At 67.5% G+C, this 14369-nt stretch carries 13 protein-coding genes; 11 read left to right on the top strand and 2 right to left on the bottom strand.

Annotation, left to right across the window (positions count from 1 at the left end; all coding sequences use genetic code 11):
- The first annotated feature begins 101 nt into the window (after positions 1 to 101).
- The 10 genes from ACFCV3_RS07230 (at position 102) to ACFCV3_RS07185 (ending at position 10894) form a co-directional block, all read left to right on the top strand.
- Positions 102 to 2408 (top strand): DEAD/DEAH box helicase, encoded by a 2307-nt coding sequence (locus ACFCV3_RS07230; protein WP_376027044.1) that lies wholly within the window; start codon positions 102 to 104, stop codon positions 2406 to 2408.
- A gap of 15 nt (positions 2409 to 2423) precedes the next feature.
- Positions 2424 to 2828 carry a hypothetical protein gene (locus tag ACFCV3_RS07225; RefSeq protein WP_376027042.1) on the top strand — a complete coding sequence of 135 codons (405 nt, stop codon included), beginning with the start codon at positions 2424 to 2426 and terminating at the stop codon, positions 2826 to 2828.
- 408 nt (positions 2829 to 3236) lie between these two features.
- Positions 3237 to 4004, top strand: coding sequence for a ricin-type beta-trefoil lectin domain protein (locus ACFCV3_RS07220; RefSeq protein WP_376027039.1), 768 nt, complete (start codon positions 3237 to 3239; stop codon positions 4002 to 4004).
- Positions 4005 to 4603: 599 nt separating this feature from the next.
- Positions 4604 to 6022 carry an extracellular solute-binding protein gene (locus ACFCV3_RS07215; RefSeq protein WP_376027036.1) on the top strand — a complete coding sequence of 473 codons (1419 nt, stop codon included), beginning with the start codon at positions 4604 to 4606 and terminating at the stop codon, positions 6020 to 6022.
- Complete coding sequence (locus ACFCV3_RS07210; protein ID WP_376027032.1) at positions 6022 to 6915, top strand: carbohydrate ABC transporter permease; 894 nt, start codon at positions 6022 to 6024, stop codon at positions 6913 to 6915. The genes ACFCV3_RS07215 and ACFCV3_RS07210 overlap by 1 nt, the downstream gene beginning before the upstream one ends.
- Positions 6912 to 7733, top strand: a complete 822-nt coding sequence (locus ACFCV3_RS07205) for a carbohydrate ABC transporter permease (protein WP_376027029.1) — start codon at positions 6912 to 6914, stop codon at positions 7731 to 7733. The genes ACFCV3_RS07210 and ACFCV3_RS07205 overlap by 4 nt, the downstream gene beginning before the upstream one ends.
- Positions 7733 to 8818, top strand: a complete 1086-nt coding sequence (locus ACFCV3_RS07200; protein WP_376027026.1) for an ABC transporter ATP-binding protein — start codon at positions 7733 to 7735, stop codon at positions 8816 to 8818. The genes ACFCV3_RS07205 and ACFCV3_RS07200 overlap by 1 nt, the downstream gene beginning before the upstream one ends.
- A complete protein-coding gene (locus ACFCV3_RS07195; RefSeq protein WP_376027023.1) occupies positions 8818 to 10062 on the top strand; it encodes a CehA/McbA family metallohydrolase in 1245 nt (414 codons plus the stop codon). The genes ACFCV3_RS07200 and ACFCV3_RS07195 overlap by 1 nt, the downstream gene beginning before the upstream one ends.
- A 23-nt stretch (positions 10063 to 10085) precedes the next feature.
- Positions 10086 to 10493 (top strand): hypothetical protein, encoded by a 408-nt coding sequence (locus tag ACFCV3_RS07190; RefSeq protein ID WP_376027021.1) that lies wholly within the window; start codon positions 10086 to 10088, stop codon positions 10491 to 10493.
- A 2-nt stretch (positions 10494 to 10495) separates the two neighbouring features.
- Positions 10496 to 10894: a hypothetical protein gene (locus tag ACFCV3_RS07185; protein WP_376027018.1), complete on the top strand. Its 399-nt coding sequence runs from the start codon at positions 10496 to 10498 to the stop codon at positions 10892 to 10894.
- Positions 10895 to 11452: 558 nt separating this feature from the next.
- Here ACFCV3_RS07185 and ACFCV3_RS07180 read toward each other — a convergent pair.
- Both ACFCV3_RS07180 and ACFCV3_RS07175 read right to left on the bottom strand, forming a co-directional pair.
- Complete coding sequence (locus ACFCV3_RS07180; RefSeq protein WP_376027016.1) at positions 11453 to 11743, bottom strand: hypothetical protein; 291 nt, start codon at positions 11741 to 11743, stop codon at positions 11453 to 11455.
- Positions 11744 to 12087: 344 nt separating this feature from the next.
- On the bottom strand, positions 12088 to 12708 hold the full coding sequence (locus ACFCV3_RS07175) for a response regulator (protein WP_376027014.1): 621 nt from the start codon (positions 12706 to 12708) through the stop codon (positions 12088 to 12090).
- 255 nt (positions 12709 to 12963) lie between these two features.
- On the opposite strand from ACFCV3_RS07175, the gene ACFCV3_RS07170 reads away from it, so the two are divergent.
- The gene (locus tag ACFCV3_RS07170; protein WP_376027012.1) at positions 12964 to 13983 is read left to right on the top strand and encodes a GNAT family N-acetyltransferase; all 1020 of its coding nucleotides are present in this window, start codon (positions 12964 to 12966) and stop codon (positions 13981 to 13983) included.
- Positions 13984 to 14369: the final 386 nt, after the last annotated feature.

The following is a 14369-nucleotide window of genomic DNA, read 5'->3' as shown; positions in this document are numbered from 1 at the left end:
TCCGTCCACAAAATGCCGCGTGCATCAGCACGCGCAGGCGCTCAGTGCACGAATCCGTGCACATCAGCTGCACTGTCCGTGGTGGCAACTAGGCTCACGGCATGCGTGAAGGTGAGGCGGCCGCCGTACTGCGACGCCTCGCCACTGGCCGGGCTGATCGGCTCACCCATGTGGAGTCGGTGCCCGCGCGGGCAGGGCGGACGTGCGAGTGGCCGCGATGGGTTCCGCCCGAGGTGCTCGACCAACTGACCGATGCCGGGATCGCGGCACCGTGGATCCACCAGGTCGCCACGGCCGAGGCGGCGTACTCGGGCCGTCATGTTGTGGTCGCGACCGGGACGGCGTCCGGCAAGTCACTCGGCTATCTGCTGCCTGCGTTTGCGACGCTCAGCATCGCGCAGGCTGCGTCACCGCATCGACGGACCGCCTCGGTGCTGTACCTCTCTCCCACCAAGGCGCTGGCGCACGACCAGCTGCGCGCAGTCTCGACGTACACAGTGCCTGGGCTGCGCGCGACGACGTTGGACGGCGACTCCGAGCGCACCGAGCGCGACTGGGCTCGCGACCACGCCACCTATGTATTGAGCAACCCGGACATGCTGCACCGGTCCGTCCTGCCGAACCATCAGCGCTGGGCCCGTTTCCTCGGCTGCCTGCAGTACGTCGTGATCGACGAGTGCCACCACTACCGCGGCGTCTTCGGTGCACACGTGGCCGGCGTACTGCGCCGCTTGCGACGGATCTGCGCGCAGTACGGCGCCAATCCGGTCTTCGTCTGCGCATCTGCGACTGTTGCCGAGCCGGCGGTGTCGGGCGAGCGCCTGACCGGCCTGCCGATGGTGGAGGTCGTCGACGACGGTTCGCCTCGGGGCGGGATCGCCTTCGGCCTGTGGGAGCCGGCGCTCACCTCGCTACATGGAGAGAACGGCGCCCCGGTACGACGTTCCGCCCCGGCCGAGGTGGCCGACCTTCTGACCGACTTGGTCGTGTCGGGCGTGCGGACGGTCGCGTTCGTCCGGTCGAGACGTGGCGCCGAGACCGTGGCCATGACAGCTCGCGAGAACCTGGCAGAGGTCGACCCCACGTTGATGGACCAGGTGTCGGCGTACCGGGCTGGTTATCTGCCAGAAGAGCGCAGACGGCTCGAGAGCATGCTGCAGAGCGGCGAGCTGACCGGAGTCGCCGCCACGAACGCTCTGGAGCTGGGGATCGACATCGCCGGGCTGGACGCCGTACTGCTGTCTGGCTGGCCTGGTACGCGCGCATCGCTCTGGCAACAGGCTGGCCGCGCGGGGCGGGCCGGTGGGGACGCTCTGGCGTTGCTGGTGGCTCGGGACGATCCGCTGGACACCTATCTCGTCCGCCACCCGACTGCCGTCTTCGGGCGGCCAGTTGAAGCGACTGTCTTCAATCCGGAGAACCCGTATGTGCTCGGACCGCAGCTGTGCGCGGCTGCACAAGAGCTGCCGCTCACCGCGGCGGACTATGAGGTCTTCGGCAGTACGACGCCCACCGTGATCGCCCAACTGGTCAAGCAGGGGGCGCTGCGCGAGCGGCCCCACGGCTGGTTCTGGACCCGGCGTGAGCGCGCTGTCGACGCTATCGACATCCGGTCAGCCGGTGGCAAGACAGTGCAGATCGTGGAGGACCAGACCGGTCGTCTGCTCGGCACTGTGGACGGCGGCTCGGCGCATGCCTCGGTGCACGAGGGCGCTGTCTACGTGCACGCCGGTGAGTCCTATCTGGTCCGCACTCTCGATCTGGAGGGTCACGCCGCGATCGTGGAGCCGGCAGCGCCGGACTACACGACGTTCGCCCGCGATGTGACCGAGATCAGCGTCCTCGCGACCGAGGAGACTCGCGCCTGGGGGACGGCCGAGCTGTCCCGTGGCTGGGTGCAGGTGACCAGCCAGGTCATCTCGTTCCAGCGCAAGCTGATCTCGACCGGTGATGTCCTCGACGAGCAGCCACTCGATCTGCCGGAGCGGACGCTGCGGACCAAGGCGGTCTGGTGGACGGTGCCCGATTCGGCGGTCGAGTCGCTGGGGCTGGACGACGTACCGGGTGCTGCCCATGCGGCCGAGCACGCTTCGATCGGGCTGCTCCCACTGTTCGCCACCTGCGACCGCTGGGACATCGGCGGCGTCTCCACCGCCCGGCACGCGGACACCGGTTGCCTCACCGTCTTTGTGTACGACGGTCACCCCGGTGGAGCGGGATTCGCCGAACACGGGTACTCCGCCGCGCGTGAGTGGTTGACCGCGACACGTGATGCCATTGCACACTGTGAGTGCACGGATGGCTGCCCATCCTGCGTACAGTCACCCAAGTGTGGGAACCAGAACAACCCACTCGACAAGAGCGGCGCGGTCGCGCTGCTCACCGCACTACTCAGTAGTGAGGCTTGAAAGGCAGCGTGCACCATGTTCGTCCTCGGAATTGTTCTGATCGTCATCGCCGTACTGTTCGGCCTCGGCGTCTCGGTCTCGTCGACCGAGTCGACCACCCTGACGGTGTTCGGTATCGACTTCGGCGTGATCGTGCCGACGGTGTTCTTCCTCGGCGTCGTCGCCGGCGCTGCCCTGCTCGCCGGACTGTGGCTGACCAAGAAGGGCGCGACCCGCGGCTGGCGCCGGCACCGCGAGGTGCGTGCGCTGCGCGCCCAGGTCGCCACCACCTCCCAGCCTGAGGTGACGGAGCGTGACAAGACTCCGGAGCTCGTCGAAGACCGCGACGCAGAGGTAGCTGACGAGACAACAGGTACGGAGCGGCTCGCAGGCGAGGAACACGTGGCCACCGACCCCTCCGAGCACAAGCAGCCCCACTGACAACTCTGTTGCCCAGGGCATCAATCAACGCAGTGGACAACCCCCGTATCGCTTGATCACTGGAACATCTCGATCGAAACACAGCGCATGCACGGCCAGCCGCCAGCCGGATTTCGATGCCCACCGCAACGACTTTTCCCTGGCAGTTAGTTGCCATTGGCATCAAGTTTCGCCGTCTTGCCATCACCAACTCCGACCGAGCTGTGCATTACTGGTCGTGGCGTCAACGTCGCGTTGAGTCACTGTCGGCCTTCCGGGCCACACCGCCTCCTCACGGGGGATCGACCCGCAACCCGCCCACCGCGCAAGGGGTGGCGAAGCGGTTCCCGGAAAACACGGACCGGCTCTCGTAACGGGGTCCCGACGACCTGACGCTCACTGAGATAGGCACGACCTTCGGAGGTTGTCTTGATCACCCGTAAGCTCTTCAGCCGTACCGGCGTAGTAGTGCTCGCAGTCAGCGTCGCACTGGCCACGGCCATCCCGGCCCAGGCCGCTCAGCCGGCCCCGGAACGCTCCGCGGCTCCGGGCGTGGAGATCGGCGTGGCGAAGCAGATCGCCACCCGCGCCGACACCCGCTACTGCCTGACCTTCGTCGCGGCCAACAAGGTCCCGATGGGCGTCATGATGGCCTGCGCTCCGGGCAAGGAAGGCAAGACCCAGGAGTGGATCTACACCGAGTCCGGCCAGCTGCAGGTCGCGATGAGCAAGAGCGTCGGTGGCGCCCTTGCCAAGACCGGAGCCTGCCTGGACAGCGGTGCGGACCTGGCCAAGGTTCCGGCCGCGGCCCCACTGCTGGTCCTGCCGTGCCGTAGCGGCGACGGCCAGAAGTGGAACTACGACACGAGCGCAGGCACGTTCGTCAACGAGGCGAGCGGTCTCGCACTCACCTCACTGCTTGGCAAGGGGAAGGCCAAGCAGGCACAACCGACCGGAAGCATGGGCGCGACCGGCACACCGGTCCAGGGCTGGAGTGCACTGCCGCTGCCCGGCCTGGACATCCTGGGCGCAGTCCTGGCTCTGGTGAACGCGCTGCTGGCATCGCTGGGCCTGGCCCTGCCGCTGCCGATCGCGAACGCCGCGGGCAGCCTACTGGAACTGGTTCGGCCGAAGCTGCCGATCCCGGCCCAGATGACGGTGCTGCCCAAGCAGATGATGCAGCTGGCACAGAAGTAACGCTGCAGCAGCAACAGACAGCCGGCCCCGACATCGTCGGGGCCGGCTGTTTTCTCACTCCTTAGAGATCGACACTGCTTTCAGTTGTGAGATCTCTGGTGATCCTTGGTCGGTCAGGTGGTTCGGTGCTCGGGGATCGGCGCGGAATTCCGCTGCTTGCGCGTCAGCGGGAGCCGTACGCCGTCGTCACCGTCCGGGCCTTCCCTTCGCGGGAGTCACCAGTCGGTGCCGGTCACCACCAGCACCAGTGGCCGTGGTGCCAGTGCCCGAACAGCAGGTCGTCTACCAGGTGAAGAACCGAATACAACATTCGCAGTCACCTCCGATCCGATGAACCGAACGGGGCTGACGCTACCTCGCGGCTTCACGTTCTGTATCTACTCAGCTACCGGTTGCGACAGAACCTTAAGCGCACTTTAACGGACCCGCAATGCGGTCAGGCGAACTCCGACTTGACGCCGGATCGCGACTCCCGGTAACCACCGCCGGAGCGGCGATTACCCGCCGTACACCGTTTGGGCAATTGTCTTCACAAAGCCGCCTGGTGATGTCAATGTTTGACCGGCACTCGCAGTACCGACCTCGCAAGGAGCCCCCTGATGCGATCACTCCGGCTGTCCACCGCGCTCGCCCTCGGCGCCACGGCCACCCTGCTGCTCACCGGCTGCCTCGGCTCGTCCGGTTCCGGCGACCAGGACGCGAACCGCAACGCCGACGCCAAGAAGGTCGAGCTGACGATCGGCTCGAACGCCGTCAAGGGCGGCAAGAGCAGCGCCGCCGCGACGTTCACCGAGGACGTCCTGATCCCGAAGTTCGTCGCGGACCAGAAGGCCAAGGGCGTCGACGTCACGGTGAAGTTCCAGGGTGACGGCTCCGACGACGAGGTCTACAAGCAGAAGCTGTCGCTGGACCTGTCGAACAAGTCCGGCCCGGACCTGATCTCGATCGACGGTATCTGGGTCGGCGAGTTCGCCCAGGCCGGCTACATCAAGCCGCTCACCGACACCGTCGGCGACGCGGCCAAGGTGGACAACTGGGACGGCTGGAAGCAGATCCCCGCGTCGGTGCAGCAGCTCGGCACCTTCGAGACCAAGCGGTACGGCGTTCCCGGTGGTACCGACGGCCGCGTCCTGTACTTCAACAAGAAGCTGTTCCAGCAGGCCGGGCTCCCGGCCGACTGGCAGCCGAAGTCGTGGGACGACATCATCTCCGCCGGCCAGGCGCTGAAGAAGCTGTCCGGGGTCACCCCGATCCAGATCAACGCCGGTACGGCGATGGGCGAGGCGACCACGATGCAGGGCGTGCTGCCGCTCCTGGTGGGCACCGGCACGACCATCTACCCCGACGGAATGTGGCTCGGCCACACCCCGAGGCTGCGGCAGGTTCTGGAGTTCTACGACAAGATCTACAGCACGGGACTTGGTGACCCGGTGCTGCAGCGCGAGGCCAAGGGCCGGGACAAGTCGTTCGCCCAGTTCGCCGCGAACAAGATCGGCATCCTGCTGGAGAGCGACTACTTCTGGCGCAGCGTCGTCGAGCCGAAGGAGGGTGTCGCGAAGATGGCCGACCGCGACACCGCCGTCGGCTACGCGTTGATCCCGGCCGCCAGGCCGGGCGGCGGGATCAACGGCCAGGACTTCGTCTCGATGTCCGGTGGCGGCGCGACGGTGATCAACCCGAACACCAAGTTCCCGCAGCAGGCCTGGGAGCTGCTGCAGTTCATGAACTCCGCCGAGATGGTCAAGGAGTCCCTGAACGGCGCCGCCAAGATCACCCAGCGGACCGACGTCAACACCGAGGTGCTCGCCAGTGACCCGATGCTGAACTTCGTGGCCACCAAGGTGCTGCCGATCACGCAGTACCGGCCGGGCGTGGCGGAGTACCCGAGAATCTCGGCCGCACTGCAGCAGGCGACCGCGGACGTGGTCGGCGGCAAGGGCGCCGAAGCCGCTTCGATCGCCTACCAGAAGGCCGTTGTGGCTGTGGCCGGCAGCAGGGACAAGGTCGCCGGCAACTGATGGCGACCCGCTTCAAGCATCCTGCCCAGGATGTCGCCGGGCTGGGAACCGGGCGCGCCCTCGGCTTCCTGGCCCCGGCGATGCTCCTGATCGCGGCCTTCCTCGTCTTCCCGGCGATCTGGACGATCTACATCGGCATCACCAACTACCGGTTGACCGGCGTCGAGGCGGTCTCGCCGTCCATCGTCGGGCTGTCGAACTACACGCGCGCGCTGAACGACGCCCTGTTCCACAACGCGCTGTGGCTGACGATGCTGTTCGTGCTCGGTTCGGCGATCGTCGGCCAGAACATCCTCGGCTTCACCCTCGCCTGGATTCTCCGCCGCGCGCGCCCGGCAGTACGCCGTACCGTCGAAGCCCTCACGTTGCTGGCCTGGATCCTGCCGTCGACCGTGGTCGCCTACCTGTGGGTCGCGTTCTTCGACCGGGACACCGGAACGCTGAACAGCATCCTCGGTACGACGGGGACCGCGTGGCTGATCGACTACCCGATGGTGTGCCTGGTGGTGTTCAACACCTGGCGCGGTACGGCGTTCTCGATGATGCTCTACTCGTCAGCCCTGCAAGCTGTTCCGCCGTCGCAGTTGGAGTCGGCGCGGATGGTCGGAGCGTCGGGTTGGCAGACGTTGCGGGACGTGGTGTTCCCGCATATCCGCGGACACGTACTTACCAACACCCTGTTGATCTCCCTGTGGACAGCGAACGACTTCTCACCGTTCCTGCTCACCAAGGGCGGGCCGAACCACGAGTCCGAGACCGTGCCTGTGTACATCTACAACGTCGCGCTGCAAGGTGGTGAGCTCGGCTACTCGTCGGCCATCTCCTTCCTGCTGCTGCTGGCGAACCTGCTCGTCTCGCTGATCTACCTTCGGCTGCTGAGGAGGCGCGCGTGACTCCGGCCTACGTGGTACGGCGGATCGGCTTCTACGTGCTGATCTGCGCGATCACGCTGTTCTTCGCCGTACCGATGTTGTGGATCGCGTCGGCGCCGTTCGACAAGAACCCCGGTCTGGGTGTGCATTGGCCGGACTGGACGTTGGAGAACCTCCGGAAGACGCTGGACCATCCGTATGCGCTGCACTCGATGGTCAACTCGCTGATCATCTGCATCACGACCGCGTTGGCCGTGACTGCGTTCGCGGCGCTGGCCAGTTACGCCTTGTCGCGCGTGCGGATCCCCGGTCGGGATGCGTTGCTGTACGGTCTTCTGCTGCTGTCGTCGGTCGTCACCGGTACGGCGGCGATGGTGCCGATCTTCGTGATGATCTACCAGCTGGGCCTGATCGACTCGCGGTTCGGCGTCGCGCTGGTGATGACCGGCGGACTGTTGCCGGCGGCAATCTTCATTCTGAAGGACTTCGTCGACGCGGTGCCGCGCTCGTACGAGGAATCTGCGCGGGTGTTCGGCGCCTCCACCCTGCAGATTCTGCGCGACGTCGTACTGCCAGTCGCGCGGCCCGGGCTGGCCACGATCATGGTCTGGGCGTTCGTGAACTCCTGGGGTAACTTCCTGGTGCCCTTCCTGCTCATCCGGTCGATCGACCTGCAACCTGGCGCCGTACTGATGCAGACCCTCACCGACGAAGGCGGCAGTGTGAACCTGCAGGTCCTGCCGGTCTTCTCGTTGCTGTTCTCCATCCCGGTCGTCGTGCTGTACCTACTGGTGAACTCGCGGTATGGGTTCCGCTTCCACGGAGGGATCAAGTCCTGATGGCCGGTATCGACATCGAGGGTCTGGCGACCGTCTACCCGAACGGCGTCCGCGCCGTCGACGGCCTCGACCTGCACGTCGCCGACGGTGAGTTCTTCGCGCTGCTCGGCCCGTCCGGCTGCGGCAAGACCACCCTCCTGCGGACCATCGCCGGCCTGGAGAGCGCCTCCGAAGGCACCGTCCGCATCGATTCGGTGGACGTCACCCGCACCGAGCCGGGTAAGCGCGGGGTCGCGATGGTCTTCCAGGACTACGCGTTGTTCCCGCACATGAACGTCGCCGAGAACATCACCTACCCCCTGAAGGTACGGCGAGTTCCCGCCGCCACGCGTGCCGAAACCGCCGAACGCACAGCCGGCGAACTGTCGCTCAACGGCCTGCTGGAACGCCGCCCCGGACAACTCTCGGGCGGCCAGCAACAACGCGTCGCCCTAGCCCGAGCCATCGCCTCCCAGGGCAAGGTCCTCCTCCTCGACGAACCCCTCTCCAACCTCGACGCCCGCCTCCGCCTCGAAGCCCGCACCTTCCTCAAGAAACTCCAACGCGACCTAGGCATCACCACCGTCTTCGTCACCCACGACCAAGCCGAAGCCCTGGCCCTCGCCGACCGCATCGCCATCATGGAATCCGGCAAACTCCGCCAACTGGGAACACCCCGCGAAGTCTTCGCCCGCCCGGTGAACACCTTCGTAGCCAACTTCATCGGCTCCACCCCCATGAACCTCCTCCCCGGTGTGGTTGCGTCGACCGGAGTTTCGGCAGCCGGCGGAACGTTGCCGGCAACGGCCTCCATCCCCGAAGGTGCCGAGGTGACGGTCGGTATCCGGCCGGAGTACCTCACCCTGAGCACCGGCGACGCGGTCGGACCTGGGTTGCGGGGGACTGTTGTCGTCGCCGAGAACCTCGGTGTGCAGTCACTCGTCAGTGTCGACTGCGACGGCACGCTGATCGGCGTGACCGTCCCCGAGGAGCAAGAGCCGGAACCCGGCAAGCCCGTCTTCCTCACCGCGCCACCCGACCGCGTGCTGTTGTACGACCGCGAGTCCGGGGAGCTCCTCGCCCGCCAACCCACCACGGTCGCCTGATGGCAGTCACGTCGTACCGGCGGCGCTGGACACTCGACGACCGGGCCGAATCCGTCTGGCATTCGCTGCCGGTCGACGTACCGGCTGGTTGCCCGGGGCTCCTTGTCACCTTGACGATTCCACCAACCGAGGGCGTCGTCATCGACCTCGGTTGCGAGGGTGCCGGCGGGTGGCGCGGCTGGTCCGGGGGCGCGCGGCGGACGTTCGCGATCACCCCGACCGCGGCCACCCCCGGCTACGTCGCCGGCGAACTCGAGGCCGGCACCTGGTGGGTCGTGCTCGGCCTCCACCGCCTCCCCGTCGAAGGCGCCGAACTCATCGTCGAAGCCGTCACCGGACCGGTCGCTGAGATCCCCGGTCTGACCTCGTACGCCGACGCTTCGGCCGCGATCGCCGTACCGGAGCGCCCGCCCCGCCGTACCCTCCCGGCCACCCCCGGCCTGAAGTGGATCGCCGGTGACTTCCACGCCCACTCGCTGCACTCCGACGGCGCCACCCCGATCGCCAATCTGGCCGCAATGGGCGTGGCCGCCGGGCTCGACGTACTGGCAATCACCGATCACAACACGGTCGCTCACCACCTCGAACTGCCCGGCCTGAGCGACCGCTTCGGGATCGGCCTGATCCCCGGCCAGGAAGTCACCACCGACACCGGCCACGCGAACGCCTTCGGCGACCTCAGCGCCATCGACTTCCGCCAACCCGCCTCCACCTGGGTCACCGAGGTGGCCCGCCAGGGCGGTCTGCTCTCGATCAACCACCCCCTCGGCGGCGACTGCGCCTGGCGCCACCCGCTGACCGAACACCCACCACTCGCCGAGATCTGGCACTCCTCCTGGCTCGACCACCACTGGGGCGGCCCCATCGCCTGGTGGCAAGCGTGGGGCCTCGACACCGTCCCGATCGGCGGCAGCGACTGGCACAACCCGGATTCCCCGACACCGATCGGCACCCCCACCACCTGGCTAGCCGTCGATGCCTCGGCCGAAACCCCCGCCGAACTAGTCGAAGCCACCCTCCAAGCCCTGGCTGCCGGCCGCACCGCCATCTCCACCACCTACACCGCGCCGATCCTGCTCCGAGTCGACGACACCCTGATCGCCCTCGACGCCCCCAACACCCTCGTCCTCGCCCCCGACGGCACCCGGCACCCCGTCACCTCCGCCAACCACCAGCTCCCCGCCGCCCCCGGTCCGCATACCCTCGTCACCCACACCGGCGAATTCCTCTCCAGCTGCTTCTGACTGGATAAGTGCAAACTGGGCACATGAGCAGCCCGAGCGAACAGGTCATCGTGGTCGACGCCGCCAACGTGATCGGTTCCCGCCCGGACGGCTGGTGGCGCGACCGCCCCGGAGCCGCCCGACGCCTCCTGCTCAAACTCGCCGCGCTACAGCAGCAGCTCCCCGAGACGAGCATCATCGTCATCCTCGAGGGCGCCGCCCGCCGAGCCGTCGACGATCCTCCCCTCGACCTCGGCCCCCTCAAGGTGGTGCTCGCCCCCGCCTCCGGCGACGACACCATCACCGAAGTCACCGCCGAATCCCGCACCCCCACGAGCCCACCCGCCGTCACGGTAGTCACCGCCGACCGAGGCCTCCGCCAACGCGTAGAACCCCTCGGCGCCACCACCACCGGCCCCAACTGGCTCTGGACCCAACTGGACAGCCTCTGACCATGTCCTCCATCGAGATCATGAACGTCGTGTTCGCCTGCCCCGGCAACACCGAGGAAAGCTACGCCCGCGGCGCCCGCCCCCTCGCCGAACTCCTGCGCATGCGCATCATCCGCGAAGACTGGTTCCTGATCGGCTCCGAACGCTCCCCTCTCCAACTCGCCTTCGGCAACGGCCCGATCGACTACCACCCACCACGCAGACCATCCACCAAGACCCAGCTGGCCACCCCTTCTGCCTGTGGCCCCCCTCGCCACCACCACCCCCAACTGGCCCTGGCCCCACCTAGACAACCTCCACATCCCCCCGCACCTGCGCTTCGCCTCGCCTCGCCTTGCCCAAAGAGCAGCCCTCCCTTCCTCAACAACCCACTGCTCTTCTTGCACCCCGCTCATCTTTGAGCCCCGAAAACGACTGGTGGGTGCACAAAGCAGGAGCTCGTGCCCAACGAGAAAGCGACCCACCTTTGAGCACGAGAGCGAACGGGGCGCGGGTCCACGGGGGCCATACCTACCGAAACCCCAGCCCCGAAGGTTTCGCGATCTGCCGAAGGACAGGACGTATAGCTGCGCCGAGTGCTGCCGCCACGCTCACCTCCGGCTGCCGAGAGACTCGACGAACCGTATACGTCCTGTCGGGTGAATCCTCCGACGGACACTTTCCGGCGTCCCGCGCCCAGGTCGATGCCGCCAAGGACACGTAGTAGTCCCCCGCCGACAGCCTGGCCACCAACATGCAGGCGGGAGAGAGTCCTCGCCACCTGACCACTACATGTCGTTACCGACACCGGCGACCTCAGTGGGACCAGCCGTCGCGCCAGTCCGGCACGGCGATACCGACAGGAGGTCATCGTCGCCGCCGGAACTTCACCCGTCTGGCTCGAAGCTCGAGGCCCTGGACCCACCACCCTCGGCGCCTTCGAGGAGCCCGTACGCCGCCCCGTGCCGGGCCTGGTCCCGTCACGCCTGACCACCCGACCCGACCGGCACGACCGGCACGACCGGACCGACCGGCACGACCGGACCGACCGACCCGACCGAACCGACCGACCCGACCGAACCGGCCGGCGCGACCGGCGCGACCGAACCGGCCGTACGGCACCCGCACGAGCCTCCGGTGGTGGCAGCCAGCCGCCGGAGGAGTGCCGGCAGTCCGCGCACGAGCGATGCCGCCAAGGACACGTAGTAGTGCCCCGCCGACGACCCGCTCACCAACGTGCAGGCGGGAACGAGGCCGCGCCACCTGACCACCACGTGTCGTTACCGACACCGGCGACCTCAGCCGAGGCCAGCGGGTCCCACCGCAGGCCTCCAGCGCCCGGTTGCGGGATTGCGCCACCATTTTGTGGCCGCCTGTGGACGGCAAGTCAGTGGCGAGGGCGATCGACCACCCTGCGGGTCGGCGATGTCGGTTAGCCGAGCCGACCTACCGTCCCAAGACCCGACCCCAAACGGCGGCCGAAGTCCCTCAACCGCCGCCAGAGTCCTGTGATGCGGGAACCCACCGGCCTCGGCCGAGGTCGCCAGCGTCGGTATCTCCACGACTGCCGCGACGGTGGCGGGCGGTCGACCGGTCGCTGGGGTGTCGACGTTGGTTAGTCGAGGAGCCAGCCGTTTTGGTTGGCTATGTGGATGGCGTCGGAGCGGGTTCGGGCGCCGGTTTTGCCGATGGCGGACCAGAGGCGGCGGCGGACTACGCGTTCGGAGACGTGGAGGGAGCGGGCGATCATGGCGACCGAACCGCCCTCGCGGGCGGCGCGGAGGGTGTCGGTTTCGTCGTGGTTCAGGGGGGTGTCGGAGTAGCGGAGGGACTCGGCGGCGAGGTTGGCGTCGACGACTCGGAGTCCTAGGTGCACGCGGCGGACGGCGTCGGCTAGTTGTGGGGCGGGGGAGCCTTTGAGGGCGAAGCCTTTGGCGCCGGCCTCCAGTCCGCGACGGAGGTGATTGGGCCGGCCGTAGGTGGTGAGGATGACGACGCGGCACTCGGGGATCAGCGTGCGGAGCTCGGTGGTGACGGAGATGCTGGCGGTTCCCGGTCCGGCGGCGTCCAGCAGGGCGACGTTCGCGCGGTGCTGTTTGGCGGCGCCGACGACATCGTCGGATCTGTTGATCTCGGCAACGATCTTGAGGTCGCGTTCGCGCTCCAGACCGTTTCTGAGGACGCCTCGGCGGAGGATCTGGTCGTCGACCAGCAACAGCCGAATGGGGTCGGGCAAACGAGCCTCCGGGGTTACCGTCCGGGCGCCGGGGAAGTGCGACCGGGAGATAGTGGGCAGAACGTCGGTTCCAGATCATGAAGGCCGCCGCCACACCCCGTCCAGATCAACGCGGCATCTCTACCAGATTGCGACCAGATCGCGACCGCCCCGGCACTCCGTATCACCTGTCACCAGGGTGGCTGTGGGAGGGCGCGGTCAGTGCCCGGGGTAATTCGATTGCTGACCGGTCAGGACGGCCACGACGATGCTGGTATGGCCATCACGCAGCTCAAGTCGGGCGACGCCGCGGCGATGGGCCAGTGGTACGACATGGCGGTCGCGGTCACGCGCCACGATCTGCCAGGCATCCCTACGCCGAGCCGACAGCAGCACCTGGGTCGGTTCGAACACTCATCGCCCGCGATGATCGAAGAGACACTGCTGTCCTGGGACGGTGATCGGGTCGTCGGCGTCGCGTCGTACCAGCTGCCCCAGTCGGAAAACCTGAGCCTCGTCTACCTGGAACTGATCGTGCACCCGCAACACCGGCGGCGCGGCATCGGCACCGCGTTGCTGGCGGAGGTCTATGCGGTTGCCCGTCGGCACGGTCGGAGGCTGATCGAGGTCCAGGCGGTTCGCGCGCTTCCCGGTGGTGTTGCCCGTGATGAGTCCGCCTACCGCTACCTCACCAACCGCGGTCACCGGCCGGGCTCAACCAGCCTGAGGTCGCACTGCCAGGTCGCCGACCGTTCGAGCTCCGACGAGAAGCTGCTCGCGGAGGCGTGGCCCCATGCCGACGGGTACTCCCTGGTGCAGTGGCGCGACGTGGCCCCCGAAGAGATCGTCGAAGACATAGCCGCGTTGCAGAGTCGGCTCATGCTCGATGCCCCGACGGGTGATCTGACGGTTGACCAACAGGTGTACGACGTCGCCCGAGTACGCCGGCAGGAAGCGTCCGAACTGAGTCGCGGCCACCGCGCCTACTCGACCGCAGCCCGCCACGACGCATCCGGCCAAGTCGTTGCTCGCACCAAGCTGGCCTTCGAGACCGATGACAACACCCAGGCCCGCCAGCGCATCACCATCGTCGAACCGGCTCACCGAGGCCGCCGCCTCGGCCTGATCGTCAAGGCCGCCAACCACGAGTACGCACGATCACGAGAACCAGAACTGCGCGTCATCGAGGCTTGGAACGCCGAGGACAACACCCCCATGCGCACCGTCAACGCACGACTCGGCTTCCACCCAGTAGACACCTGGTCGGTCTTCCAACTCCCCGTCCCCACCACCTGACCAACTCCCACTGCCCCCCACCCAAAGCATGCCCCGGCACGGGGGAAGCGGTGCCGGGGGTGGCCGGAAGCCGCGGTTCGGCGGAAGGCTGGTTCGGCCGAAGCTGGGGTCGGAGAGGGCGGGGTCAGCTGGGGCGCACCGGCGATGGGTGATTGGGGTTGGTGGTTAGGGGATTCGGCCGGCTCGGGGGGTGGTGGTGAGGGTGGGGAGGGGATGGGCGGGAGGGGATCGGCGCGGCGGTGGATGGGCGGGGAGCTGTTGGGGTTGGTGGTTAGGGGGTTGGGCGGCTCGGGAGGTGGTGGTGAGGGTTGGGGTGGGGAGGGGATGGGCGGGAGCAGGTCGAGGCGGCGGTGGATGGGCCGGTGGCTGGTTGGGGCCGGTGGTTA

The sequence above is a fragment of the Kribbella sp. NPDC056345 genome (assembly GCF_042262745.1).
Classification (GTDB): domain Bacteria; phylum Actinomycetota; class Actinomycetes; order Propionibacteriales; family Kribbellaceae; genus Kribbella.
The sequence above is the reverse complement of the archived record's forward strand: the minus strand, read 5'-3'. Positions and strand labels throughout refer to the sequence as shown.

What these genes read in the sequence shown, in the direction of transcription:
- ACFCV3_RS07230 (WP_376027044.1), top strand. Translation starts at nt 102, where the DNA reads ATGCGTGAAGGTGAGGCGGCCGCCGTACTGCGACGCCTCGCCACTGGC.
- ACFCV3_RS07225 (WP_376027042.1), top strand. Translation starts at nt 2,424, where the DNA reads ATGTTCGTCCTCGGAATTGTTCTGATCGTCATCGCCGTACTGTTCGGC.
- ACFCV3_RS07215 (WP_376027036.1), top strand. Translation starts at nt 4,604, where the DNA reads ATGCGATCACTCCGGCTGTCCACCGCGCTCGCCCTCGGCGCCACGGCC.
- ACFCV3_RS07210 (WP_376027032.1), top strand. Translation starts at nt 6,022, where the DNA reads ATGGCGACCCGCTTCAAGCATCCTGCCCAGGATGTCGCCGGGCTGGGA.
- ACFCV3_RS07200 (WP_376027026.1), top strand. Translation starts at nt 7,733, where the DNA reads ATGGCCGGTATCGACATCGAGGGTCTGGCGACCGTCTACCCGAACGGC.
- ACFCV3_RS07195 (WP_376027023.1), top strand. Translation starts at nt 8,818, where the DNA reads ATGGCAGTCACGTCGTACCGGCGGCGCTGGACACTCGACGACCGGGCC.
- ACFCV3_RS07190 (WP_376027021.1), top strand. Translation starts at nt 10,086, where the DNA reads ATGAGCAGCCCGAGCGAACAGGTCATCGTGGTCGACGCCGCCAACGTG.
- ACFCV3_RS07185 (WP_376027018.1), top strand. Translation starts at nt 10,496, where the DNA reads ATGTCCTCCATCGAGATCATGAACGTCGTGTTCGCCTGCCCCGGCAAC.
- ACFCV3_RS07170 (WP_376027012.1), top strand. Translation starts at nt 12,964, where the DNA reads ATGGCCATCACGCAGCTCAAGTCGGGCGACGCCGCGGCGATGGGCCAG.